General features: G+C 71.0%; 22 protein-coding genes. 11 read left to right on the top strand and 11 right to left on the bottom strand.

The genetic code is table 11. From position 1 onward, the window contains the following. Nucleotides 1-111 precede the first annotated feature (111 nt). Together MCBMB27_RS14740 and MCBMB27_RS14735 are read right to left on the bottom strand one after the other, a co-directional pair. Nucleotides 112-2,085, bottom strand: a complete 1,974-nt coding sequence (locus MCBMB27_RS14740; RefSeq protein ID WP_043381094.1) for an AI-2E family transporter — start codon at nt 2,083-2,085, stop codon at nt 112-114. A 57-nt stretch (nt 2,086-2,142) separates the two neighbouring features. Beyond that, nucleotides 2,143-2,523, bottom strand: coding sequence for a response regulator (locus MCBMB27_RS14735; protein ID WP_043355299.1), 381 nt, complete (start codon nt 2,521-2,523; stop codon nt 2,143-2,145). 195 nt (nt 2,524-2,718) lie between these two features. Between MCBMB27_RS14735 and MCBMB27_RS14730 the strand changes: the two genes are divergently transcribed. Together MCBMB27_RS14730 and MCBMB27_RS14725 are read left to right on the top strand one after the other, a co-directional pair. Further along, entirely contained in the window at nt 2,719-3,354 is a 636-nt protein-coding gene (locus MCBMB27_RS14730) for a glutathione S-transferase family protein (RefSeq protein ID WP_075380758.1), read from the top strand. Nucleotides 3,355-3,499: 145 nt separating this feature from the next. After that, the gene (locus tag MCBMB27_RS14725) at nt 3,500-4,741 is read left to right on the top strand and encodes an MFS transporter (protein WP_053609064.1); all 1,242 of its coding nucleotides are present in this window, start codon (nt 3,500-3,502) and stop codon (nt 4,739-4,741) included. A 6-nt stretch (nt 4,742-4,747) separates the two neighbouring features. Here MCBMB27_RS14725 and MCBMB27_RS14720 read toward each other — a convergent pair whose 3' ends face one another. Both MCBMB27_RS14720 and MCBMB27_RS14715 read right to left on the bottom strand, forming a co-directional pair. Beyond that, nucleotides 4,748-5,989 (bottom strand): NAD(P)/FAD-dependent oxidoreductase, encoded by a 1,242-nt coding sequence (locus MCBMB27_RS14720; protein WP_075380757.1) that lies wholly within the window; start codon nt 5,987-5,989, stop codon nt 4,748-4,750. Next, nucleotides 5,986-6,933 (bottom strand): LysR family transcriptional regulator, encoded by a 948-nt coding sequence (locus MCBMB27_RS14715; protein WP_043349301.1) that lies wholly within the window; start codon nt 6,931-6,933, stop codon nt 5,986-5,988. The genes MCBMB27_RS14720 and MCBMB27_RS14715 overlap by 4 nt, the downstream gene beginning before the upstream one ends. A 182-nt stretch (nt 6,934-7,115) precedes the next feature. Here MCBMB27_RS14715 and MCBMB27_RS14710 point away from each other — a divergent pair, with 182 nt between their 5' ends. From MCBMB27_RS14710 to MCBMB27_RS14695, 4 genes are read left to right on the top strand one after another with little or no spacing between them, the layout of a single operon-like run. Next, nucleotides 7,116-8,171 (top strand): class 1 fructose-bisphosphatase, encoded by a 1,056-nt coding sequence (locus MCBMB27_RS14710; protein ID WP_075380756.1) that lies wholly within the window; start codon nt 7,116-7,118, stop codon nt 8,169-8,171. A gap of 25 nt (nt 8,172-8,196) precedes the next feature. Next, entirely contained in the window at nt 8,197-9,057 is an 861-nt protein-coding gene (locus tag MCBMB27_RS14705; RefSeq protein ID WP_043349274.1) for a phosphoribulokinase, read from the top strand. 19 nt (nt 9,058-9,076) lie between these two features. Next, the gene (gene rpe, locus MCBMB27_RS14700) at nt 9,077-9,763 is read left to right on the top strand and encodes a ribulose-phosphate 3-epimerase (protein WP_043758891.1); all 687 of its coding nucleotides are present in this window, start codon (nt 9,077-9,079) and stop codon (nt 9,761-9,763) included. Then, nucleotides 9,757-10,545, top strand: a complete 789-nt coding sequence (locus MCBMB27_RS14695; protein ID WP_075380755.1) for an HAD-IA family hydrolase — start codon at nt 9,757-9,759, stop codon at nt 10,543-10,545. The genes rpe and MCBMB27_RS14695 overlap by 7 nt, the downstream gene beginning before the upstream one ends. Here the strand turns inward: MCBMB27_RS14695 and MCBMB27_RS14690 are convergent. Together MCBMB27_RS14690 and MCBMB27_RS14685 are read right to left on the bottom strand one after the other, a co-directional pair. Then, nucleotides 10,506-11,480 carry an MBL fold metallo-hydrolase gene (locus MCBMB27_RS14690; RefSeq protein ID WP_075380754.1) on the bottom strand — a complete coding sequence of 325 codons (975 nt, stop codon included), beginning with the start codon at nt 11,478-11,480 and terminating at the stop codon, nt 10,506-10,508. The genes MCBMB27_RS14695 and MCBMB27_RS14690 overlap by 40 nt on opposite strands. 104 nt (nt 11,481-11,584) lie before the next feature. Next, nucleotides 11,585-12,625, bottom strand: a complete 1,041-nt coding sequence (locus tag MCBMB27_RS14685) for an SDR family oxidoreductase (protein WP_075380753.1) — start codon at nt 12,623-12,625, stop codon at nt 11,585-11,587. Between the two features lie 229 nt (nt 12,626-12,854). Here MCBMB27_RS14685 and MCBMB27_RS14680 point away from each other — a divergent pair, with 229 nt between their 5' ends. Then, a complete protein-coding gene (locus MCBMB27_RS14680) occupies nt 12,855-13,601 on the top strand; it encodes a YebC/PmpR family DNA-binding transcriptional regulator (RefSeq protein WP_043349263.1) in 747 nt (248 codons plus the stop codon). A gap of 24 nt (nt 13,602-13,625) precedes the next feature. Here the strand turns inward: MCBMB27_RS14680 and MCBMB27_RS14675 are convergent, their stop codons facing one another. Further along, the gene (locus tag MCBMB27_RS14675; protein WP_043758883.1) at nt 13,626-14,612 is read right to left on the bottom strand and encodes an alginate O-acetyltransferase AlgX-related protein; all 987 of its coding nucleotides are present in this window, start codon (nt 14,610-14,612) and stop codon (nt 13,626-13,628) included. A 180-nt stretch (nt 14,613-14,792) separates the two neighbouring features. Here MCBMB27_RS14675 and ada point away from each other — a divergent pair, with 180 nt between their 5' ends. After that, the gene (gene ada, locus MCBMB27_RS14670; protein WP_075380752.1) at nt 14,793-15,857 is read left to right on the top strand and encodes a bifunctional DNA-binding transcriptional regulator/O6-methylguanine-DNA methyltransferase Ada; all 1,065 of its coding nucleotides are present in this window, start codon (nt 14,793-14,795) and stop codon (nt 15,855-15,857) included. Between the two features lie 33 nt (nt 15,858-15,890). On the opposite strand, the gene MCBMB27_RS14665 is transcribed toward ada, so the two are convergent. Both MCBMB27_RS14665 and MCBMB27_RS14660 read right to left on the bottom strand, forming a co-directional pair. Beyond that, nucleotides 15,891-17,207, bottom strand: a complete 1,317-nt coding sequence (locus MCBMB27_RS14665) for a DUF5666 domain-containing protein (RefSeq protein ID WP_075380751.1) — start codon at nt 17,205-17,207, stop codon at nt 15,891-15,893. Between the two features lie 11 nt (nt 17,208-17,218). After that, a complete protein-coding gene (locus MCBMB27_RS14660; RefSeq protein ID WP_075380750.1) occupies nt 17,219-18,064 on the bottom strand; it encodes a DUF6502 family protein in 846 nt (281 codons plus the stop codon). 478 nt (nt 18,065-18,542) lie between these two features. Here MCBMB27_RS14660 and MCBMB27_RS30840 point away from each other — a divergent pair, with 478 nt between their 5' ends. The 3 genes from MCBMB27_RS30840 to MCBMB27_RS14645 all read left to right on the top strand — a co-directional run bounded on the left by MCBMB27_RS30840 (nt 18,543) and on the right by MCBMB27_RS14645 (nt 20,005). Then, nucleotides 18,543-18,671: a hypothetical protein gene (locus MCBMB27_RS30840; protein WP_257787384.1), complete on the top strand. Its 129-nt coding sequence runs from the start codon at nt 18,543-18,545 to the stop codon at nt 18,669-18,671. 36 nt (nt 18,672-18,707) lie between these two features. Continuing rightward, nucleotides 18,708-19,448 (top strand): outer membrane protein, encoded by a 741-nt coding sequence (locus MCBMB27_RS14650; RefSeq protein ID WP_075380749.1) that lies wholly within the window; start codon nt 18,708-18,710, stop codon nt 19,446-19,448. A 179-nt stretch (nt 19,449-19,627) separates the two neighbouring features. Beyond that, entirely contained in the window at nt 19,628-20,005 is a 378-nt protein-coding gene (locus MCBMB27_RS14645; RefSeq protein ID WP_075380748.1) for a hypothetical protein, read from the top strand. Between the two features lie 31 nt (nt 20,006-20,036). Here the strand turns inward: MCBMB27_RS14645 and grpE are convergent, their stop codons facing one another. Continuing rightward, a complete protein-coding gene (gene grpE, locus MCBMB27_RS14640; protein WP_043381244.1) occupies nt 20,037-20,651 on the bottom strand; it encodes a nucleotide exchange factor GrpE in 615 nt (204 codons plus the stop codon). 103 nt (nt 20,652-20,754) lie between these two features. Next, nucleotides 20,755-23,547 (bottom strand): [protein-PII] uridylyltransferase, encoded by a 2,793-nt coding sequence (locus MCBMB27_RS14635; RefSeq protein ID WP_043349231.1) that lies wholly within the window; start codon nt 23,545-23,547, stop codon nt 20,755-20,757. Nucleotides 23,548-23,552 lie beyond the last annotated feature (5 nt).

Genomic DNA, 23,552 nt, shown 5'->3' with positions numbered 1-23,552 from the left:
CGGGACGTAAAAGCATTTTGCGCGCGCCCGATCACGAAAAGCGGACGGAACACTAGCGGTCGAGAGCGCGATGTCGACGGCCCGTCCTCAGAGGTGGTGTCGCACGGCGCGTCATGCCACTGCCGGCTGCGCCGAACCGGAACGCGCAGTCACGGGTGCCGGGACGAGCCGGGTGGGTGCGGATTCCTGACAGGCGCCGAGCACAGCCGAGAGCGCCTCGTTCAGCGATGTCACGAGGAAGTCTGCCGAGGTTGCCCGGCGCAGCCGTTCCAGTGTCGCCGGATCGCGCTCGCGCCAGAAGCCCACGAGGATGCGCACGCCCGGCACCGCCGCACGGGCCTGCCGGACGGTGAAGCGGATCTGCGAGAGGCTCACCGGCTCGAGATACGAGAAGCAGATCAGCGCGAGCCCTTCCGGATTGTCGGGACGCTCGCCGGCGCGGATCGCGGCCATCGAGAGAATCTGCGAGGCCAGCCCGTGGCGGGCGAGGATCTGGCTCAGCATCAGCGTCGCCGCCTCGTCGAACGGGCCGCGGCTCGACACGCACAGCACCGGCGTCTCGCTGCGCCAGTTGGGGGCGAGATCCTCGCGCTCGAGGACGATGCCTGCCACTTGCCGGTCGGGCCCGATGGCGGCCAGCGCCGCCGCAGTCTCGGTATCGGGCCCGCGCCCGGAGCCTCGGCGGCTTCGCCGGGTCATCGGAGCGGTCCCGAGGCGGTCGACGACCGTGCGGATCGCCGCCCCGACCTCCGCCTGCCGCTCGCGGTCCAGGGTGCCGCGCGAGAGATCCTCCTGCGCGAGCAGCAGGCCGGCGAGGGCGACCTCGTCGTAGTAGGTGACGAGGGCGCGCTCCTTGAGGAACTGCCAGCCCTGGTCGATCGCCTCGACCGGATCGCCGGCCAGCATGCGCTGGTAGAAGATCTCGGGCGGCGACAAGGCTGGCTGATCGCCCAGCAGGACGTCGAGGTACCAGAGGCGCTCCACGTGCCGGCCAAGGACCACGAGGCACACGGTGAGCGGCGTGGCCAGGACGAGGCCGATCGGCCCCCACAGGAACGTCCAGATCGTCGCCGCGAGGATGACGGCGACCGGCGAGAGGCCGGTGGAGTGGCCGTAGAGGAGCGGCTCGACCACGTGGCCGCAGATCGGCTCCACCACCAGGAACAGGACCGCGGTGGCGATCACCATGCCCCAGCCGGGATCGACGGCGGCGGCGAGGATCAGCGGCAGAAGGGCGCTGATCGCCGCGCCGATATAGGGCACGAACCGCAGGATCGCCGCGAGGACACCGAACAGGGTCGGACTCGGGACGCCGATCATCCAGAGTCCGAAGCCGATGACGAGGCCGAAGGCGATGTTGAGGGCGAGCTGGGCCAGGAAGAAGCGGCTGAGCCGGCTCGTGGCATCGTCGATCGCCGCCGTGGTGCGGCGCAGGTCGCCCGAGCCGCCGGCGAGCCGGATCGCCCGGTTTCGCAGATCCTCCCGCTGGAGCAGGATGAAGATCGTGAAGATCAGGATCAGGCCCGTCGTGGCCAGCGGGTGCAGGATCGGGCCCGCGAAGGTCTGAAGCGTGTCGACCACGCTGGCGCGGGCGGGCGTGAGTTCCACGGTGAGGGGATGCGTGCGCGATCCCGGCTCGCCGCGGACCTCCGCGGCCGGGGGCGGCTGCAGGGTGGCGCTGAGGTCCTGCACCATGTCGACGATCCGCGACAGGGTGCCGGTCCCGGCCGTCGCCCCGCGCAGATCCTTGATCTTGGTACGCATCACCTGCGTGTAGCGCGGCAGGTCCGAGGCGAGCTGGGACGCCTCGCTGGCGATCAGGCTGCCGATCCCGAACAGGGCGCCGAAGACGATCACCACCACGAGGAGGACCGCCGGCGCACGCGGCACGCGCAGCCGCCGCAGGATCCGGACGGCCGGCACCAGCACGAAGCTGAGGAGGATCGCCAGCGTCACCGGAACGAGGATCTCGCGCCCGAGATACAGGGCCGCCAGCGTGGCGACCACGAGGAGGATCGAGGCCAAGGCCACGAAGACCGGCAGGCCCTGCCGCAGGCGCTGGGCAGTGACGGGATCCTCGCTCACGGACACGCTCCACTCACATCAGGTCTCGGGATCGCAATTCGCGCGTCCGCGGTCGGGTCAGCTCGCCGGGGCGGTCTCGCCCAGGGCGGTGCTGATCTGGCTGAGAAGCTTCGAGAAATCGACCGGCTTCGGGTGGTAGTCGTCGCAGCCGGCCTGGATCGCCTTGTCGCGGTCGCCCGACATGGCGTGGGCGGTAAGCGCGATGATCGGGATCGCCCGCGTGTCGGTGCCCGACTTCAGCGTCCGGGCGACCGACCAGCCGTCCAGGACCGGCAGGTTCATGTCGAGCAGGATCACGTCGGGCTGACCCGAGCGGGCTTGTCGGACCCCGGCCTCGCCGTCATGCGCGAGGATCACCTCATACCCGCGCCGCTTGAGGCGGCGGGACAGGAAGTCCCAGATCTCTTCGTGGTCCTCGACCAGCAGAATCTTCGCCATCAGAACTCATACCCCCGGCTCGCGTCGTGCCGGACGGCAGCTCAACGCGCGGCATCGCACAATCGCCCAACGTTCCTGCCCCGATTCCGGTCCCTGGAGAAGGGCCGCTTCGGTGCGAGGTTGACCCGTCCTCCGGCCGGTATGAGCGTGTGCTTCGGCGAATCGACAATCCTCTGAGGGGGCGGAGCCACCAATATGCCTGACATCGAGTTCTTTCATTCGCCCAATACCCGCTCGTCAGGGGTGCGCGTCCTGCTCGAGGAACTTGGTGTCCCGTACCGGCTGCACGTGCTCAACATGCGCGCCGGCGAGCACCTCGAAGGGGCCTACCGTGCCGTCAATCCGATGGCGAAGGTGCCGGCGATCCGCCACGGCGAGGCCGTGGTGACCGAGCAGGCGGCCGTCTACCTCTACCTCGCCGACCTGTTCCCCGAGGCCGGGCTCGCCCCGGCGCCCACCGAGCCCGACCGGGGCACCTATCTGCGCTGGATGGTGTTCTACGGCTCCTGCTTCGAGCCCGCGGTGATCGACCGGCACCTGAAGCGGGAGCCGGGCCCACGCGCCATGTCGGCCTATGCCGATTACGACAGCGTGATCGCCCGGGTGAAGGAGGCGCTGACGCCGGGGCCGTACCTGCTCGGCGAGCGCTTCAGCGCCGCCGACATCCTGTGGGGCGGCGCCCTCGGCTGGACGACGGGCTTCGGCCTCGTGGAGCCCGCGCCCGTCCTGACGGCCTATGTCGAGCGCATCCGGTCCCGTCCGGCCGCCCGGAAGGTCGCGGCCGAGGACGCGCAGCTCGCGGAGGCGCATCAGGCGGCCGCCTCGGCCTGAGCGCCGCCGGGCTCGGGCGGCGGCGATCCCCCGCACCGGATCCGGCGTTCGACGCGCACGGATCTGTCGCGCAACGGGGTTCCGCTCCGGCGGGGGAGATGCGATGTCGCGAGTCTGGTTTGGCCCGCGTCGCGCAGCGTCCCTCATGACCGACAGCACAGAGCCGGCTCTCGTCCCCGCCGCGACGCTGCCGAAGTCGCCGCCGACGTCGATCCCGCGTCTCATCGTCGTCCTGGCCTGTGCGGGGTTCGGCAGCACCTTCGCGCTCCGCTCGGTTGAGCCTCTCGTCGGCGTGCTCGCCCGGGATCTCGCGAGCGACGCCCACACGGTGGCGCTCCTCTCCACCGCCTTCGCGCTGCCTTACGCCTTCATCCAGCCGGTGCTCGGCCCGATCGGCGACGCGCTCGGCAAGGAGCGGGTGATGAGCACCTGCCTCGCGGTGCTCGCCGTCGCCCTGACCCTGTGCAGCATCGCCCCCGATATCGGCAGCCTGTTCGGCCTGCGCATGCTGGCGGGGGCGGCGGCGGGGGGCTGCATTCCGCTGTCCCTGGCGCTGCTGGGTGACCGGGTGCCGATGGAGGGCCGTCAGGTGGCGATCGGCCGGTTCCTAGTGGCGGTGATCCTCGGCCAGCTTTCCGGCTCGACCTTCGCGGGCCTGATCGAGGCGGCGATCGGCTGGCGCGGTGTCTTCGCGGTCACCGCGGCGGTGGCGGCCATCGCCTGCGCGGCGACCGTGTTCGGGTTCGACCGGACCGGCCGGCCCGCCGCGCGCCGTCCGGCCTTCGGCGAGGCGGTGACCCGCTACCGGACGATCCTGCGCAATCCCCGGGCGCGGGTGCTGTTCTCGGCGGTGTTCATCGAGGCCATCGCGATCTTCGGCGTGTTCCCGCACCTCGCCCCGCTGATCGAGGCCCGCGGGGAGGGGGGACCGCGCGAGGCCGGCCTCGTGCTGGCGGGGTTCGCGGTCGGCGGCCTGCTCTACTCGGCCCTGGTCGGGCTGCTGGTGCGGCTGCTCGGCCTGCCGCGCATGCTCATCGGCGGCGGCCTGATCTGTAGTGCGTCCCTCACCGTCGTCGGGCTCGCCGGCACGTGGCAGGTCGATTGCGCCGCGCTCACCGCGATGGGGCTCGGCTTCTACATGCTGCACAACACCTACCAGACGCAGGTCACCGAGGTGGCGCCCAAGGCCCGCGCCTCCGCGGTGGCGCTCCATGCTTTCTCATTCTTCTGCGGGCAGGCGCTCGGCGTCGCGGTGATCGGGCAGGCGCTGCTCCGGTTCGGCCAGCTCGGCGCGCTCCTGGGATGCGCCGTCACGATCCTGGCGCTCGGGATCGGCACCGCCATCGCCCTGCGGCAGAAGCCGGCCCCGGTGGCGTTCCCGGGCTGAGCACCCTCAGGGCCGCTGCAGCGCCAGCGCCTTGAGGTCGAAGCCCGGATCCGCCGCCTGATCCGGGCTCAGCGGCGTTCCGGCCGTGAGCAGCCGCCGGGCGATCATGTGGTCGCCCGCCCGGTCGACGGATTCGACGGCGCTCAGGCGTCGGTCGCGGAATCGGAAGACCGAGAAGGCGGAGCCGGAGCCGCGGACCACGCTGGCATCCGTGGGGCCCGCCAATCCGGCGATCTGCAGCTTGTGCCGGCCCTGGTCGCTCCAGAACCAGGGCAGCGCGCCGTAGGCCGCCGGCTTGCCGGTGAGCCGCGCCGCCAGGCAGCGCCCCTGGTCGATGGCGTTCTGCACGGACTCGATCCGCACGGTGCCGTCCGGTGTGAGCCCGTGAGCGAAGGGACTGGGAAACCGGGCGCAATCGCCGATCGCCGAGATGGCCGGATCGGGTGTCGACAGGAACGCGTCGACCCGCACCCCATCCTCGGCCGGCAGGCCCGCTTCCAAGGCGAGCTCCCGGTTCGGCAGCACCCCGATGCCGACCAGGACGAGGTCGGCGGGCAGTTCCCGGCCGTCCGCGAGGGCCACGCCGACGGCACGGCCGTCCCGCCCGAGGATCGCCGTCACGCCGGCCCCGAAGGCGAAGCGCACGCCCATCGCCTCCTGCGCACCGCGGAAGAACGCGCCCATCTCGGCCGAGACCGCCCGGGCCATAGGCCGCTCGGCCGCCTCGATCACCGTCACGGAGAGGCCGCGCCCGGCCGCGACGGCGGCGAATTCGAGCCCGATGAAGCCCGCGCCCACCACGACGATCGCCCGGGCCGCCTCGATCTGCGCCCGGAGCGCGTCGGCATCCGCGAGGCCGCGCAACTGGCGCACGCCGTCGAGCTCCGCTCCGGGCACGGGCAGGGGCCGGTTGCGGGCGCCGGTGGCGATCACGAGGTGGTCGTAGCGAAGGTGCCCGCCGTCCGACAGCTGCAGAAGACGTGCCGCCCGGTCGATCGCGACGGCGCGGAGCCCCGGCCGGTGCGCGATGGCGTGCTCGGCGAAGAAGCCGGGGGGGCGCAGGAACAGGCCTTCCTGGTCTGTCTTGCCGGCGAGGTAGGCCTTCGACAGGGGCGGACGCTGGTAGGGAAGGGCGGCCTCGTCGCCCACCAGGGTGATCGGATCCCTGAACCCACCCTCGCGCAGGGAGGCGGCGAGTTGGAAGCCGGCCTGGCCGGCGCCCGCGACGACGATTCCGGCTGGACTCACGCCTTGGCTCCCGCCGGCACGAGACCGCTCTGCGCGACGCCCGGCAGGCTGCGCGCACCCTCCGACATCAGATAGGACCAGACCGCGGAAGCGGCCGGACCCAGCACCTTGTCGGCGCGCCGGACCGCGTACCAGTCGCGCCGGATCGGCAGTCCCTTGACGTTCAGGAGGACGAGGCGGCCGCTCTCCAGCTCGGCCGCCACCGAGTGCACCGAGAGCAGCGCGATCCCGAGCCCGGCCATCACCGCCTGCTTGATGGTCTCGTTCGAGCCGGTGTCGATGTCCAGCGGCGCCCGCTTGACCAGGACGCCGCTCATGAACTCCTCGAAGACCATGCGCGTGCCCGAGCCCTCCTCGCGCAGGAAGAACGGCTGGTCGGCGAGATCCTCGCGGTTCAGCCCGGTCTTGCCCGCGAGGGGATGGCTTGGCGGGGCGATCAGCACGATCGGATGCGGTCCGAAGGTCGCGGCCTCGATCGGGAAGTCCCGGGGCGGGCGGCCCATCAGGGCGAAGTCGATCTCGTAACCGCGCAAAGCCTCCACGGTCTGGCCGCGGTTGCGCACCGACAGGCTGATCTCGACCCCTGGATGCTTCTTGACGAAGCCCGCGATCACCTGCGGGGCGAAGTACTTGGCGGTGGAGACGACGCCCAGCGCCACGCGCCCGCCTTCGGCGCCCCGCAGGGTGCGCAGGCGGTCGGTGCAGGTCTCCAGCACGGTGTTGATGCTGTCGATCGCCCAGAGCATCTCGCGGCCGGCATCGGTCGGCTTGAGGCCGCCCGGCGTCCGGTCGAACAGCAGCAGCCCGGCCTCCTCCTCCAGCTGGCGGATGCGCGCGTAGAGGGCGGCCGAGGTGACGTTCAGCTCCTGCGCCGCCCGGGTCATGGTGCCGAGTCGGGCCACGGCAGCGACCGCCTGAAGCTGCTTGAGGGAGAGATTGCGCATGGCGGACATCTCGTTTTTTTCGTCCTATGACACAAGATCGCACAGAAATCTTGAAGGCCGCGCCGCGGGTTCCTGTCGATCCGGAGACACAGACCGCTATCTTGGCGGCCGAGCGGCCGCTACAGAGCCGGCGCGGAAGGCGCGATCCCGACGGACGGGATCCGAGCAGGAGGAGTAGGCCGATGGCAATTTCAGCGGCGATCGGGACGCCCCTCGAGACCTGTCTTGCGCAGGCCGTGGACGCCAATCCGGCGCTGAAGGACACCGCCGCGGTGATCGCGGCCGTGGCGCGCTCGGCGGTGGAGATCAGCGAGCGGATCGGGCGCGGTGCGCTCGGCGGCGACCTCGCGGCGGCCGGCGAGCACAACAGCGACGGCGACGTCCAGAAGGCCCTCGACGTCATCGCGCACGAGAGCGTGACCGCGGCCCTGCGGACCGCGCCCGTCGCCGAGGTCGCCTCCGAGGAGGCCGAGGAGGTGATGCAGCTGAACCCGGACGCGCCGCTCGCCGTCGCCATCGACCCCCTCGACGGCTCGTCCAACATCGGCGTGAACATGGCCGTGGGCCTGATCTTCGGCATCCGGCCGTCGATAAAGGATCCGGCGAATCCGCTCGCCTCGTTCACGACCCCCGGCTCGACGCAGATCGCCGCGGGCTTCGTGACCTACGGCCCGGCCACCGCGCTGATCCTGACGCTGGGGGAGGGCACCCAGTCCTACGTGCTCGACCGCGCCGAGGGTACGTTCAAGCTGACGAGCCCGGCCATGTCGGTGCCGGCCTCCACCAAGGAATTCGCCATCAACGCCTCGAACGCCCGGCACTGGGATGCCCCGGTGAAGGCCTATATCGAGGATTGCCAGCGCGGCACCGAGGGCCCGCGCGACAAGGACTACAACATGCGCTGGCTCGCCTCCCTGGTGGCCGACATCCAGCGCGTCCTGACCCGCGGCGGCGTTTTCCTCTACCCGGGCGACGCCCGGAAGAACTACGCCCGCGGCCGCCTGCGGCTGCTCTACGAGGTCGCCCCCGTGGCGATGCTGGTCGAGCAGGCCGGCGGCACGGCCACCGACGGCCAGACGCGGATCCTCGACCTGGTGGCCACCGGCATCCACGAGCGGGCGCCCCTGGTCTGCGGCTCCACCGAGGAGGTGGCCTGCGTCGCGACCTATTACGCGGGCGGCAAGCCCGATGCCGGCCGCTCGCCGCTGTTCGGGCAGCGCGGTCTGATGCGGTCGTGAGGCACAGCACGAAGTCCGGACGGTAATGTCGGCGCGGCACCCCATCATCTCGGTGACCGGCTCCTCCGGGGCCGGGACCACCTCGGTGCGCAACACCTTCGAGCAGATCTTCCGCCGCGAGGACGTGCGGGCGGTCTTCATCGAGGGCGACGGCTTCCATGCGTTCGACCGCGACACGATGCGGGCGATGATGGCGAATGAACCGACGCTGTCCCACTTCGCGCCGCGCGCCAACCTCCTGCCCGAGCTGGAGGCGGTCTTCCGCAGCTACGCCGAATCCGGGACCGGCCGCACCCGCCACTACGCCCACGATGCCCACGACGCGCAGGCCTTCGGCATTCCGGAGGGGAGCTTCTCGGACTGGGAGTCGTTCCCGCCAGATTCGGACCTGCTGTTCTACGAGGGCCTGCACGGCTGCGTGGCGGATCAGGATGTCGACATCGCCCGCTACGCCGACCTGAAGATCGGCGTCGTGCCGGTGATCAACCTCGAATGGATCCAGAAGCTGCACCGGGACCGCTCGTTCCGCGGCTACTCCACCGAGGCGGTGACCGACGTGATCCTGCGGCGCATGCCCGATTACGTGCAGACCATCTGCCCGCAATTCTCCTTCACCGACATCAACTTCCAGCGGGTGCCCACGGTCGACACCTCGAACCCGTTCATCGCCCGCTGGATCCCCACCGCCGACGAATCGATGGTGGTCATCCGCTTCAAGGATCCGAAGGGGATCGACTTCTCGTATCTCGTCTCCATGATCCACGACAGTTTCATGAGCCGGGCCAATTCCATCGTGATACCCGGCGGGAAGCTGGATCTGGCCATGCAGCTGATCCTGACGCCGATGATCATGCAGCTCGTCGAGCGCCGTCGCAGGCTGGCCTGAACAATCCCGAAAGCCTCCTATGCTCCCACCCGTCATCGCCCCCTCGATCCTGTCCGCCGACTTCTCGAAGCTCGCCGAGGAGACCCGCGCCGTGGACGCGGCCGGCGCCGACTGGATCCATCTCGACGTCATGGACGGGCACTTCGTGCCCAACATCACCTTCGGGCCGCCGGTGGTGAAGGCTCTGCGCCCGCACACGCAGAAGTACTTCGACGTCCACCTGATGATCGCGCCCGCCGACCCGTACCTCGCGGCTTTCGCGCAGGCCGGGGCCGACGGCATCACCGTCCATGCCGAGGCCGGGCCGCACATCCACCGCTCGCTCCAGACCATCCGCGACCTCGGCAAGCGCGCCGGCGTGGCGATCAATCCGGGCACGCCGGCCGCCCTGGTCGAGCCGGTGCTCGACCTCGTGGACCTCGTGCTGGTGATGACGGTCAATCCCGGCTTCGGCGGCCAGAGCTTCATCAAGAGCACGATGGAGTCGGTGGCGCGGGTGCGCGCCATGGTGGCGGGCCGAGACATCCGCATCCAGGTCGACGGCGGGATCGACCCCGAGACCGTCAAGGCGGCGAGCCGCGCCGGGGCCGACACGTTCGTCGCCGGCAACGCGGTCTTCGGCGGCGGTCCGGACGCCTATGCCGAGCGCATCGCGGCGATCCGCGCGGGCGCGGAGGGCGCCTCCGGTCGCGACCTGTCGTGCTGAGGGCGCTGATCTTCGACGTCGACGGGACCCTCGCCGAGACGGAGGATCTGCACCGGCAGGCGTTCAACTGCGCCTTCGCGGAACTCGGCCTGCCCTGGCGCTGGGACGAGGCGCTCTATGCCGACCTGCTGACCGTGATGGGGGGCAAGGAGCGGCTCGCCCATTACATCGACACCCGGCACGCAGCCGAAGCCGAGGCGCTCCACGCGCTGGCCCCCGAGATCCACGCCCGCAAGACGCGCGCCTACGGCGAACTGGTGGCGGCGAGCGGCCTGCCGCTGCGTCCCGGGATCGCCCGGCTGATTGCCGAGGCCCGGGCGGCGGGCCTGCGGCTCGCCGTGGCTACCACCACGAGCCGGCCGAATGTCGACCGGCTCCTGGCCGCCAACTTCCCGCCGGACGCGGCACCCTTCGACGTGATCGCGGCCGGCGACGAGGCGAACCGCAAGAAGCCCGCCCCCGACGTGTTCCTTCTAGCGCTCGCCGGCCTGGATATCCCGGCCTGCGAGGCGGTGGCCTTCGAGGATTCGGCCGCCGGCATCAGCTCGGCCCGGGCCGCGGGGCTGCCGGTCCTGGCGACACGGAGCCGCTACACCGAGAGCCACCCGCTCGACGGTGCCTTCTCGGCGGTCTCGGATCTCGGCGAGCCGGAACGGCCGCACCGGCACATCGCGGGCGTCGAATGGCCGGGCGGGGTCGTGGACCTGGCGAACCTGATCCGGGTGCACGCGACCCTGGACGATCAGAGCACGCCGTTCCAAGCGATGGGCACCAGCCGGTAGCCCGGCCCGTTCCGCTCCACATGGCCGATGGACGGGAAGGGGAAGTGGTAGCCGACCACGAGGGCCTTCTCGGACGCGGCCATGTCGTAGAAGCGGTGGCGCGTCGCCTGCGCCTGATCGGCATCGTAATCGTACATCACGTGCCAGTCCGGGTGCTGCAGGAAGAAGGCCGGAATGTTGGTCACGTCGGACTGGATCAGCAGCCGGTCCGCCCCCGAGGCGATCGCGAAGGCCGTGTGGCCGGGCGTGTGGCCGGGCGCGGCGAGGGCGGTGATCCCGGGTGCGACCTCCTCGTCCCACGCGAAGGTGCCGATCCGGTCCTTCAGGTCGCCGAGCACCCGGCGGGTGTTGGCGAAGTAGCCTTGCGTCACCGGGTCGGCGGCCTGGGCCATGTGGGCGTCGCTCATCCAGAATGCCCAGTCGGGCGCGGCGGCCCGGATCTCGGCGTTCGGGAAGGCGAGGCTCCCGTCCGCCCTCTTGAGGCCGTTCGTGTGGTCGGGATGGAGATGCGAGAGCAGCACGAGGTCGATCTCCTCGGGTCTGATCCCGGCCGCCGCGAGGTTCGCCGCGAGCCGGCCGACGGGCGCGCCCGGCACCGGACCGTTGCCGGTATCGATCAGGATGAGCTTCGCGCCGGTGTTGATCAGCGTCGGATTGAACGGCACCGTCACCTGGCCGGGCGGCATGTAGGCCGCCTGCGCGGCGCCGAGTGCCGCGTCCCGGGGAACGTTGCGCACGAAGCGGTCCGGCATCGGGAAGCTGCGCGCCCCGTCGTTGAGGATCGTGACCTCGCAGCTGCCGATGCGGGTCCGGTAGAAGCCCGGCGCCTGCGATCCGCCGAAGGGCGCCGCGGCGCGGGCGCCGCCGCCGAGACCCAGGACGGCCCCTCCGGCGAGCGCACCCCGTACGAGGTCGCGGCGGTTCGTTGCCGGCATCGGATCCTCCCTAAAGCCCGGTGCCGCCTGGGGCGCCACACAGCGCGTTCCGCAAGGTTTGCGCAGCCCCGAGGCTGCGCGATGGGCCTGCCTAGACCGGTATCCTAGCGTCTGCCCAGCCGGCGGTCGGCGCGCGCTTCCGCCCGCCCATGCGCCTCGGTGGCGAACAGCATCGTCCCGGCCACGATGCCGAGCGCCGCCGCGATCCCGAACTTGAGCCAGCGCGGGTCTGCCGCGGCGACGTGGCCGGTCGCCCGGGCATCGAAGCGGCCATGGGCGCCGGGATCGGTGTCCACCGGGTCGTAGAGGTTGTCGGGGCGGTTCGTCTGCGCCTGCACGCTGGTCATCTCCCCGCGATAGCCGTGCCGGGCGAGGTAGCCGTCGATCCAGCCCGGGATCAGCATGTTTCCGATGATCGCCTTCCAGGCCGAAGCCCCGATCCACAATTCCCGCGGCGCGTCGTGCGCCGCCCGGAACACGTGCCGGGCGATCGCCTCCGGCTGGTAGATCGGCGGCACCGGTTCGAGCTTGCGCGGCATCCGCGACCGCGCCCAGTCGAACTGGGGCGTGTTGACCGCCGGGAGCTGGACCATCGTCAGCCGCACCCGACTGCCGTCGTGGAGCAATTCGCTGCGCAGGGAATCCACGAATCCGCGCACGGCGGCCTTCGCGGCACAGTAGCTCGCCTGCAGCGGGATCGACCGATAGGCGAGCGCCGAGCCGATATGCACGATCGTGCCCCGGTCGCGCGGCACCATGTGGCGGAGCGCCGCCAGGGTCCCGTGCACCTGCCCGAGATAGGTGACTTCGGTGGCGCGTCGGAACTCCTCCGGGTCCGTCTCCTGCACGGGCGCGTAGACCGTCACCATGGCGTTGTTGACCCAGACGTCGATGCAGCCGAACGCCTCGGCCAGCGCGTCGGCGGCCTGGGCGACGGCCTCCGCGTCGGCGACGTCGGCCGCGAAGGTCAGCGCCCGGCCGCCCGCCCGCTCGACATCGCGGATCGTGCCCCTCAGCCCGGCCTCGCCCCGGGCGATCAGACCGACATTCCAGCCGTGCCGGGCGAATTCATGCGCCACGGCGCGGCCGACACCGGCGCTCGCGCCCGTGACCATGACCGTGCTGCGTCCGTTCCGGCTCGACATCGGGCTTCCAGCTCAGGGAGAAGTGCAGCGCCAACGCCCGAGGCGGGTATTCTTTCCGCGATCACGGGATTGCGAAGCCTGCGCGCCCGTGTCCCCCTGCGCGGTGCCGAGCGGCGGCGGCCGCGTTGCTTCGTCCGAAGGCGGCGGCCTATATACGGCGCGACCTCACAGCCGCGACGGCGGGGTCCCGGACGCCCGCCCTCGCCAACGAACAAAAGTCTGAACCGTCATGGCAGGCCATTCGCAGTTCAAGAACATCATGCACCGGAAGGGCCGGGTGGACGCAGTCCGCTCGAAGGTGTTCGGCAAGCTCGCCCGCGAGATCACCGTGGCGGCCAAGCTCGGCACGCCCGACCCGGCGATGAACCCGCGCCTGCGCGCCGCGATCCTGGCGGCCCGCGCCGAGAACATGCCCAAGGACAATATCGAGCGCGCCATCAAGAAGGCCGCCGGTGCTGACGGCGAGAACTACGAGGATATCCGCTACGAGGGCTACGGACCGGGCGGCGCCGCCCTGATCGTCGAGGCGCAGACCGACAACCGCAACCGCACCGCCTCGGACGTCCGCTCGGCCTTCACGAAGTCCGGCGGCAGCCTCGCCGAGACCGGCGCCGTCGCCTTCATGTTCGACCGCGTCGGCGTGATCGCCTACCCGGCTTCCGTGGCCGATGCCGACACGATGCTGGAGGCCGCCATCGAGGCCGGCGCCGACGACGTCAGCTCCGGCGAGGACGGCCACGAGGTTGTCTGCGCCCAGGATTCCTACGGCGAGGTCACCAAGGCCCTCGAGGCGCGCTTCGGCGAGCCGAGTCGCACCGGGCTGATCTGGAAGGCGCAGAATACGATCGACGTCGACGACGAGACCGGCGAGAAGCTCATCCGCCTCGTCGAGGTGATCGAGGATCAGGACGACGTCCAGCACGTCTACGTCAACTTCGCCCTGTCGGACGCGCTGGTGGCCAAGCTGCAGGCCTGAGCGGGGCCAAGCCGCGGGCGCCGCTCAGGCGCCTGCGGCTGCCAGTTCCGCCCCGAAGCGGTCCTGCGCGTAGCGCTCCACCGAGAAGGTGTCGTCGGGCAGCTGGACCATGAAGCGCTCGGCCACCTCGGTCAGCACGATGTCGGGCCGGACGCGCTCGATATACGGCCAGTCCAGGGAGGTGCTCCAGATGAAGTGCACCTCGCGGAACGTCTCGGCCAGCATGATCGTCAGCATGTACGGCATGACGTGCGAGAAGGAATCGCCGAACAGCGCCAGCCGGCGCGGATCGGTGGCCTTGGCGTTCCCGTAGATCACGTGCGCGCCGACATGCAGCGTGTGCAGCAGACCGGCCTTCTCCCGGGCTTCGACGATCGGGCTGCCATAGGTCCGGACCGCGTCCTGCTGCATCAGGACGGTGCGTGAGCGCGCCCGCCGGGGCGGGTCGAAGGCGCTGCCCAGATCGCCGTCGTGGTCGGTCTCGAAGGACGGCCGCTCCCGCAGATCCGGCCGGGGCTCGGCGCCCAAAGCCCGGCAGATCTCCGCGTAGGCGAGATAGCAGCCGTCTGCGGACCAGTGGGTGTCGGTCCGGCAGTAGAGATCGGCCGTATCGCGCTGCGCCCGCATCGGCGTCACCAGATCGATGCAGGTCTGGCGCCAGCGCGTCCGTCGGCGCCAGGCCGCATAGAGGCCGAAGGGCCCGCGGAAGCGACCCGGCGGGGGCTCGTTGTGCAGGAGCCGATAGGCCGGCGAGGCGCTCGGCCGGATGGTCAGCCCGTCGAGCCGGTGATCGTAGATCATCAGCTTCTCCGGGGCGACGACGTGGCGGTACAGGATTCCCTGGGCGCGCAGGCGCCGCTCCCGCATCGTCACGAGGCTGCGCCACTGCCAGATCAGCTCCGTGGTCTCCTCCGGCCGCTCGTACTGGCCCAGCACGTCGTTGCGCCCGGTCTTCAGGAACAGCCATCCATCCTGGCCGACATGGATGTGGTCGGGCGTGCTCGGAGCCATGGCGCACTCGTGAAATGGCCCCCCGCTCGAACGGCCGCCCGGGACAGCGGATTCGGCAGCAAGGAGCGGGATGCCGGCACGGCGGCGGACGGACAGAGTGCTGCGCGCGTCCTCCACCGCCCGGCAGGCCCCCTCATGCCCCTCCCCAACGCCCACGCCAAGCCGCATAGTGCCGCCGCCATGAACCACGGTCCAAGGTCAGACCTCAGCGACGCCGAGCGCTGGGCGGCCCTCGCCGCCCGCGACGCGCGGGCCGACGGCACCTTCGTGTACGCGGTCCGCACCACGGGTGTGTATTGCCGCCCGAGCTGTTCCGCGCGGGCGGCGCGGCCCGAGAATGTCAGCTTCCATCGGACCTGCGCGGAGGCCGAGGCTGCCGGTTTCCGCCCGTGCCGGCGCTGCCGCCCCGACGAGCCCGGCCTCGCCGCGCGCCGGGCGGAGGCGGTCGTCCGCGCCTGCCGCCTGATCGAGTCGGCCGAGACGATGCCGTCGCTCGCCGAACTCGCCCGCACCGCCGGCCTGAGCGCCTACCACTTCCACCGGGTGTTCAAGGCTGCCACCGGCGTGACGCCCAAGGCCTATGCCGCCGCCCACCGCGCCGCCGTGGTGGCCCGGCGGCTGCCCGGCGCCGCCTCGGTGACGGAGACGCTGTACGAAGCCGGCTACGGTGCGGCGAGCCGCTTCTATGCGGGGGGCGCGCCACGCCTCGGCATGGCGCCGGCGGCCTATCGGACGGGGGGCACCGGTCTGCGCATCCGGTTCGGCATCGGCGCCTGCACGCTCGGCGCGATCCTCGTGGCCGCCACGGAGGCGGGCGTCTGCGCCATCCTCCTCGGCGACGCGCCCGAGCCGCTCCTGCACGATCTTCAGAGCCGCTTTCCCGCCGCGGAGATCGAGGGCGGCGACCCGGCCTTCGAGAGCTGGATGGCGCAGGTCATCGGTCTCGTGGAGGCGCCGGGCAGCGGCCTCGACCTGCCGCTCGACATCCGCGGCACGGCCTTCCAGCAGCGGGTCTGGGCAGCGCTGCGGAAGATCCCGGTCGGATCCACGGCGACCTACGCGGAGATCGCCCGGGCGATCGGCCTGCCGACGGCGATGCGCGCGGTCGCGCAGGCCTGCGGGGCGAATCCGGTGGCGGTCGCCATCCCCTGCCACCGGGTCGTGCGCTCGGACGGCGCCCTGTCGGGCTATCGCTGGGGCGTCGCGCGCAAGCGCGCGCTGCTCGACCGGGAGGCGGAGGGCTGAAGCCCGGCATCGCGCGCGAAGACGATGGTCGGCCTAGCGCCGGCCGCCCCCCGGGCCGCCGAACCCGCCGCCAAAGCCGCCTCCACCGGGGCCCGGACCTGGACCCCCGGGGGGACCGCCGAATCCCCCGGGGCCGCCGGGGAACGCCCCCGGAGCGGCCGGCGGTGCGCCGCCGAATCCGCCGCGGGGCGCCCCGAATCCGCCGGGACCCTCCGCCCCGGGGACGACCGTGCCCCCCGGCCGGGTGTCGATCGCGGGGCCGCGCGGCTCGCCGATGCCGGCAGGGCCGCCGATGCCGCCCTGCCGGCCGCCGGGCTCGGCTCCGAAGCGACCGGGCAGCTCATCGGGGAGATTGCGCAGGTCGAGCCGGTCGCGTTCCCGCTCGAACCGCGGGGCATCCGGCTGTTGCGGCTCGGGCGCGATGCGGTTCTCGATCCGCAGCCGCTCCACCGTCAGGTCACCGTCCCGCGCGATGGCTGCGGTCAGCACCGCCTTCACGCTCCCGGCGCGGGGAACGCGCGCGCCCGGGCGCCCCGCAACGGCATAGCCCGCGCCGACATCGAAGCCGCTGCCGGACCGGCCGATATAGGCCTCGATCGAGACCTGCTTCAGCCCCGGCGGGAATGGCAGGCCGACCTGCGCGGCGTTGGTCACGGTGAGGACGCCGTTCGCCGCCGTGCCCGTCACCAGGGCGCGACGGCCCGTCGGGAGGGTGTCGGCCCCCGCGATGCGCAGGCCGCCGATCCCGAGGCCGCCCACGATCCGCTGCACCGGCCCGGCGACGCGGTCGGGCCCGGAATCCCGCGCCTCGATCAGGCTCGCCACGATCACGCCGTCGGGCCGCCGCAGCCCGCTCACCGCGACCCGCGCCCCCGGCTTCCAGGCGCCGGTGAGACCCGCCGTCGAGACCCGCTGGCCGAGGACCACCAACCGCCCCGGCGCGACCGATTCCACCGGCCCGACCACCTCGCTGGTCACGTCGATCCGCCCCGTGGCGAGCCCGGCGCCCTCCGGCCGGGCCACCACGTGGACCACCTGCCCGATCTTAAGGTCGGCCGACTTCGCCGCCGTGCCGTCGATGCGCACCTCGACGTCCGGCGGATAGGCGATGCGCAGGTCGTTGACGATGATCGAGCCGAAGCGGCGGATCGTGCCGATCACGCCGGTGCCGCCGATCCCGCGGTCGCCCTCGCCAAGGGGCCCGTTGCGGGGCTCGTCGGTCCGCATCATGCCGGTGCCGCCGATGCCCTGGTCGCGCGGCGCCTCCTGCGGCCGGACGGGGGCCGGCAGAAAGGTCGCGGCGCCCGCGAGCAGGCGCAGGACGAACCGGCGGTTCGGCAAGACGCGCACCGGCCGGCCTCTCACCGCTCGTCCTTGGGTTGCGCTGAGGGCGCCGCTTCCGTGTAGACGTAGAGACCGAAATTCCACCGATGCGTGCCGCCGGGATCGGTCTGGCAGGCGGCGTGCGCTTCCCGGTTGGCTTGCTGCAGCGCCTCCATGGCGATCTCGCGGGCGCGCGCTTCGAGCTTGATCGCGAGATCCTTGGACAGGCCGTCGTAATGGACCGCCCGCTCCAGGAAGCGCGGCGCGTCGCCGACGATGTTGGCGACGGCGGCCGCGATGTGGTCGTGCAGGTTGCGGCCGAAATAGTAGAGCTGCGGCCCCTCGGCGCCGTCGCCCCGCGGCACGTAGGCCGCCTCGGCGAGAACGATCCGGTCCTGTGGATCCAAGAAGGCGAGGCCCCGGTCGAGCCACTCGTCCAGGACTGCCCGTGGCCGCAGATCGCGGGTCACGCCCGAGACCAGGGTCTCGAAGGAGGGGGCGTTGCCGTCGGCGGTCCGCGGCAGCGGCAGGGGATGACCCTGCGGGTCGGTGAAGGCCGGATCGGCGATCCAACGGGCGATGATCCGGCTGGTGCGCGAGACGACCGCCGGCACGGCACTCACCGGGGCGCCGGCCCCGCGCAGGCGCCGCACCTCCTTGCGGTGGATGCCGGTGAGCAGCGAGACGCGGCTGTCGGTCTGCTCCTTGCCGGTGAGGGCGAAATCGTACTCGGCGACGTTCACGTAGAGCTCGCGCAACAGGTCGATCAGCGCAGGGAAGGTGATTCCACGGGCCACCAGCAGGCGCACGAGGGGGCGCAGCAGCCGCGCCAGCGGCGCGTGCAGGCTCGCGCCGTCCCGCGGAGTATCGGCAGTTTCAGACATGATCGCATGGTGGCGGTTTGTGCCGTGGGATACAATCCCACTGCGTGCGGCGGCGCACCTCAATCCGCTGATTTCGAATTGACGTGGGATTTTTGCACACGTACATCGACGGCGTGGTCAAATTTCCCACGTCGAAAGAGGAGCACAGGACCATGACCGTTCCGACACGCCGACTGGTCCTGGAGACGCTACCGCCCCTCACCCTGCCTCCGGCCTCCGGGTTCCGCCCGCGGCAGAACGACCCCCTTCCGCGGCTCCGGCGCATCGTCTGCGTCGCCGCCGCGCTCACGCTGCCCGTCCTCGGTGTGGCTGTCGCGGAAACGGTCCACCGCGCCGCTGCACCGAAGGCGCCGCAGGCCGCCGCTCCCGTCATCCCCTCAGGCGGGGCGGCGGCACCTGCCGCTCTCGAAGTGCCCAAACGCGCCCTCCGGAGCATGAGGACCGCGATGCAGACGCCGGGATACCGGGAGGACCGGTCATGACCACCCTGTCCAGCCTTCGCACCGCGCATCCGGCGCCGACCTGCGGCGGAGCAGCCATCCTCGATCTCGCACTCTGCCTGATTCTGGCGGTGACCGTCGTCGGCCTGCTCCTCCTGACCCTGTGATCCTGCGGCTCCGCCGCCTTCCACGACGAGATGTCCATGACGCTCAAGATCCACGCAGCCCTTACGGGAGCCGCGGCCTGCTGCTTCGCGTTCGCCGCTCAGGCGGCCGATCTGCCGCGCCGTGCGCCGCCCCCACCGCTGCCGCCGTCGCTGCCGGTCTTCACCTGGACCGGCTTCTACGCCGGCGTGAATGCGGGATACGCCTTCCGCACCGGAAGCAGCGGCTTCACCGATCCGACCTACGGCGCGGTCACGGGCGGCGGCCGGGGCGGCGGCTTCGCCGGTGGCGGCCAGATCGGCTACAATTATCAGTTCACGCCCGGCTCCGGCTTCGTGGTCGGCTTCGAGACCGATCTCCAGGGCACCGCCTTCGCCAAGGCGGATGCAGCCTATCTCGGCACCACGCCGTACTACAGCGTTCGGCCGAGCCTCGACTATTTCGGGACGGTCCGCGGCCGGCTCGGCTACGCCATGGACCGCGTCCTCATCTACGGGACCGGCGGCTTCGCGTATGGCGGCGGCACGCGCTCGACCTATGCGGGATCCTATCCCTACACCCTGCCGGCGACCGATCGGACCGGCTATGCGGCCGGCGGCGGCATCGAATACGCCTTCACCGAGAAGCTTTCCGCCAAGGTGGAGGCCCTCTACCTCCATCTCGGTCGCGGATCGTCCGCTGCTACGTACTACAACGCCAGCGTTCCGGCATATTATGGTGCCGGCAAACAGGAATCTGGTTTCGCCTTGGTCAGGGCCGGCGTGAATTATAGATTCTAACAAATATTCGCTGTCGGAGATCTTGACGCTTCCCGTGGGCTGGGACGCCATACGCGACGTTCGGCTTCGCGAATCCGTCGGCCGCGCGAACGAGGTCATGGCCGGTGCAGGGCGGCGATTCCGAATGTCGCGCGGGCGTTGCCGTGCGGGATCGAGGGTCTTCTCCGACAGGATCGGCCGTGAGCATCCCCAAACCGACCACCCTCACGACAGCTTTGCTCGCCTTCGGGCTCGCGGCCTGCGCCGTAACGGTGCGGGCCCAGGAGATCATCCCGCCCGGACCCACCGGGCGCGGTGCCATCCTGATCTACGGAAACTTCTGCGGGCCGGGTAACCGGGGTCCCGGATTCCGGCCGATCGACGCGCTGGACCAGGCCTGCGCCCGTCACGATATCTGCTCGGCCGATCCGATGTCGGGCACGCTAACGAGCTGCGCGTGCAATCGGCGCCTCACGGTCGAGGCCGGTGTGGTCGCCCGGGATCCGCGCGCGCCCGCTCACACCCGGGAGGCGGCGCGATTCATCTCGGATTTCTCCGCGGCGCTGCCCTGCCAATAGGCCGCGCCGCGGGGACGAGCGGCAGTGTCGGTCAGGCGGCGTCCGCCGGGCTGGCCGCCGCCTTCGGGCCGCCCTTGGCGACGCCCACCAGGGCCGGGCGCAGGACGCGATCACCGATGACGTAGCCCGCCTGCACGACCTGCACGACGGTACCGGCCGGAACCTCCGCGTTCGGCACCTCGAACATGGCCTGATGGCGGTTCGGGTCGAACTTCTGGCCCTGGGGCTCGACGATCTTCACGCCGTGGCGCTCAAGGGTCTTGGCGAGGTCGCGCTCGGTGAGTTCGATCCCGTCGATCAGACCCTTCAGGGCGCCGTCGGCCGTGGACTTCGCATCGTCCGGCACGCTGTCGAGGGCGCGGCGGATGTTGTCGGCGACGTTGAGAACGTCCCGGGCGAAGTTGGTCACCGCGTAGGCGCGCGCGTCGGCGACCTCGCGCTCCGTCCGGCGGCGCAGGTTCTCCATCTCGGCGAGGGTGCGCAGCGTCCGGTCCTTGAGCTCGTCGCGCTCGGCGGTCAGCAGAGCCAGGGCCTCCGCGACGGGATCGACGGAGGCCGACTCGCCGCCCTGACCCGCGGGCGCGGAATCCTGGGCCGCGCCGGCACCGGCTTCGACCGTGGTCTGGCGCTGGTCATCCTGAGGCATGTCGTTGCTCGTCATCACGTTTCAGTCGTGGGCGGGAATCGGTGAGGGATCGTGGAATCGGCGCTGATATCTGGCCAAGGGGTCGCGAAATCAACCCGTCCGCTCACGCCTCGCGCGGCGGCGGGGCCGCCACCAGCGCCTCCAGACCCTCGGCCTTCAGCGTGGCGACGTCGTGCGCGAACACGTCCATCACGGCGCTGCGGATCGCGGCCTGCCGGTCGGGCTGCGTCACCCGGGTGCCGGTGAGGTCGGTGACGTAGAAGACGTCCACGGCGCGTTCGCCGAAAGTCGCCACATGCGCCGACGTGATGTTGAGCGACAGCCGGCTGAAGGCGGTGGTGAGCTCGTAGAGCAGGCCCGGCCGGTCGAGGCCGGTGATCTCCACGACGGTCTCCCGGCTCGACAGCGCGTTGTCGATGATCACGTCCGGCGGCACCGGGAAGGTCTTGGCGCGGGTGCTCGCCGTCGGGTGCTTGTCGGCGACGAGGTCGGCGATGCGGATCTCGCCCTTCAGCGCGCGCTCGATCGCCGCCGTGATGCGCTTGGTCCGGCGCAGCTCGTCCTCGTCGCGCTCGAAGGCGCGGGAAATGAAGATCGTGTCGAGGGCAAACCCGTCCGTGGTGGTGAAGATCTGCGCGTCGACGATGTTGCTCCCCGCCGCCGCGCAGGCGCCGGTGACGATGGCGAGCAGGCGGGGATGATCCGGCGAGTAGATGGTGATCTCGGTCACGCCCCGAACCGGATCGAGGGCCACGTCCGTGGCGCTGGTCCGTCCGTCGCGCACCACGTCGCGCAGGAAGATCGCGTTCTTCAGCTGGCGCGTGCCGTCGACCTTCAGCCAGTAGGCCTGGCTGTGCCGCGCCGCGTAGGCATCGAACTCCTCCGAGGCCCAGCCCGGCAGCTGCTCGCGCAGGCCCATCTGCACGAGGCGCACCCGGTCGGTGCGGGCGATCTCGGAATGGCCGCCTGACAGGTAGACTTCGGTCTCGTCGTACAGCGTGCGGATCAAAGTGCCCTTCCAGGCGGTCCAGACCCCCGGCCCGACGGCGGTGATGTCGGCCACCGTCAGGATGGTCAGGAGTTTCAGCCGCTCCAGGCTCTGCACGCTCGCGGCGAACCGCTCGATCGTCTTGGCGTCCGAGAGGTCGCGGCTCTGCGCCGTCATGGACATCAGCAGATGGTGTTCCACGAGCCAGCGCACGGTCTCGGTCTCGGCCTGGTTCAGGCCGAAGCGCGGGCAGAGCTTCTCGGCGATGGCGGCGCCGGCGATCGAGTGGTCCTCAGGCCGGCCCTTGGCGATGTCGTGCAGCAGGATCGCCACGTAGAGCGCCATGCGATTGTGGATCGTATGCACGAGGCGCGAGACCAGCGGATAGGTCTCCTGGACCCGGCCCGATTCGATGTCGGCCAGGACGCCGACCGTGCGCAGCAGATGCTCGTCCACCGTGAAGTGGTGGTACATGTTGAACTGCATCATCGCGACGATGCGGCCGAAATCCGGGATGAAGCGGCCGAGCACGCCCGCCTCGTTCATCTCGCGCAGCGCCTCCTCCGGGGCGTTCCGCGAGGTGAGGATCTCGACGAACAGGCGATTCGCCTCGGGGTCCACGCGCAGCGACGGGTTCACGAGGCGCAGGGACCGGTTGGCCAGCCGCTTGGCGTCCGGATGGATCGCGAGGTTGTGCCGGTCGGCGAGCCAGAACAGCCGGATCAGGTTCACGGGGTCGCGCTCGAAGGCGTCCTCCGCCCGCAGGTTCACCCGGCCGTGGTCGATCCAGAAATCCTCCGCCTCCATGGCGGTTGCCCGGAACCGGTCGCGGAACCGGCCGATCCAGCGGTCGAGCACCGGGGTGCGCTTGGCATGGCGCGCCTCCAGCTCGGCGCAGACGATGGCGGTGAGGTCGCCCACGTCCTTGGCGATGCGGAAATAGGCCTTCATGAAGCGCTCGACGCCGGAGAGGCCGCCCCGGGGCTCGTAGCCGAAGCGCTCGGCGATCCGCGGCTGCAGGCCGAAGGACAGGCGCTCCTCCGCGCGCTTCGTCACGAAGTGCATGTGGCAGCGCACCCGCCACAGAAACTCGTCGCAGCGCTCGAACAGCGCGTATTCCTCCGGTGTGAACAGCCCGGCGCTCACGAGTTCCAGCTGGTCGCGGACCCGGTAGGTGTATTTGGCAATCCAGAACAGGGTGTTCAGGTCGCGCAGGCCGCCCTTGCCGTCCTTGACGTTGGGCTCGACGAGGTATCGGGAGGTGCCGGCCTTGGAGACGCGCATGTCGCGCTCGCGCAGCTTCGCCTCCACGAACTCGGCGGCGGATCCGACCACCAGCTCGGCGTCGAAGCGGGTCACGAGCTCCTCGTAGAGGATCCGGGTGCCGAACAGGTATCGCGCTTCCAGGAGGGCGGTGCGGATCGTCATGTCGGCCCGCGCCTCGCGCAGGCATTCCTCCACCGACCGGGTGGCGTGGCCGACCTTCAGCTTCAGGTCCCACAGGACGTAGAGCATCCCCTCGACGACGCTCTCCGACCACGCCGTCTGCTTGTAGGGAAGCAGGAACAGCAGATCGATGTCCGAGCCCGGCGCCATCGTGCCCCGGCCGTAGCCGCCGGTGGCGACCACCGCGAGCTGCTCACCGGTCGACGGATTGTCGTTGGGATAGAGGCGCCAGACCACGGCATCGTGAATCGCCCGGACCACCGCATCGGTGAGGTTCGACAAGGTCTGCGCGCAGCGCAGCCCGTTGCGGTCCTCGAGGAGCTGCGCTTCGGCGGCGCGGTGGCCCTCTTCGATGACCCGGCGCAGTTGCGGCACGAGCGCGGCCCGGAGCTTCGTGGGCTCACGGGCCTCGCGGTCGAGGTTCTCCAGAACCGTGTTGAGGGCTGCGACGGGATCGAACATGGCTC

This window comes from Methylobacterium phyllosphaerae (assembly GCF_001936175.1).
Lineage (GTDB): Bacteria > Pseudomonadota > Alphaproteobacteria > Rhizobiales > Beijerinckiaceae > Methylobacterium > Methylobacterium fujisawaense.
Note: the sequence above shows the minus strand (reverse complement) of the source record. Positions and strands in the feature narration are given on the sequence as shown.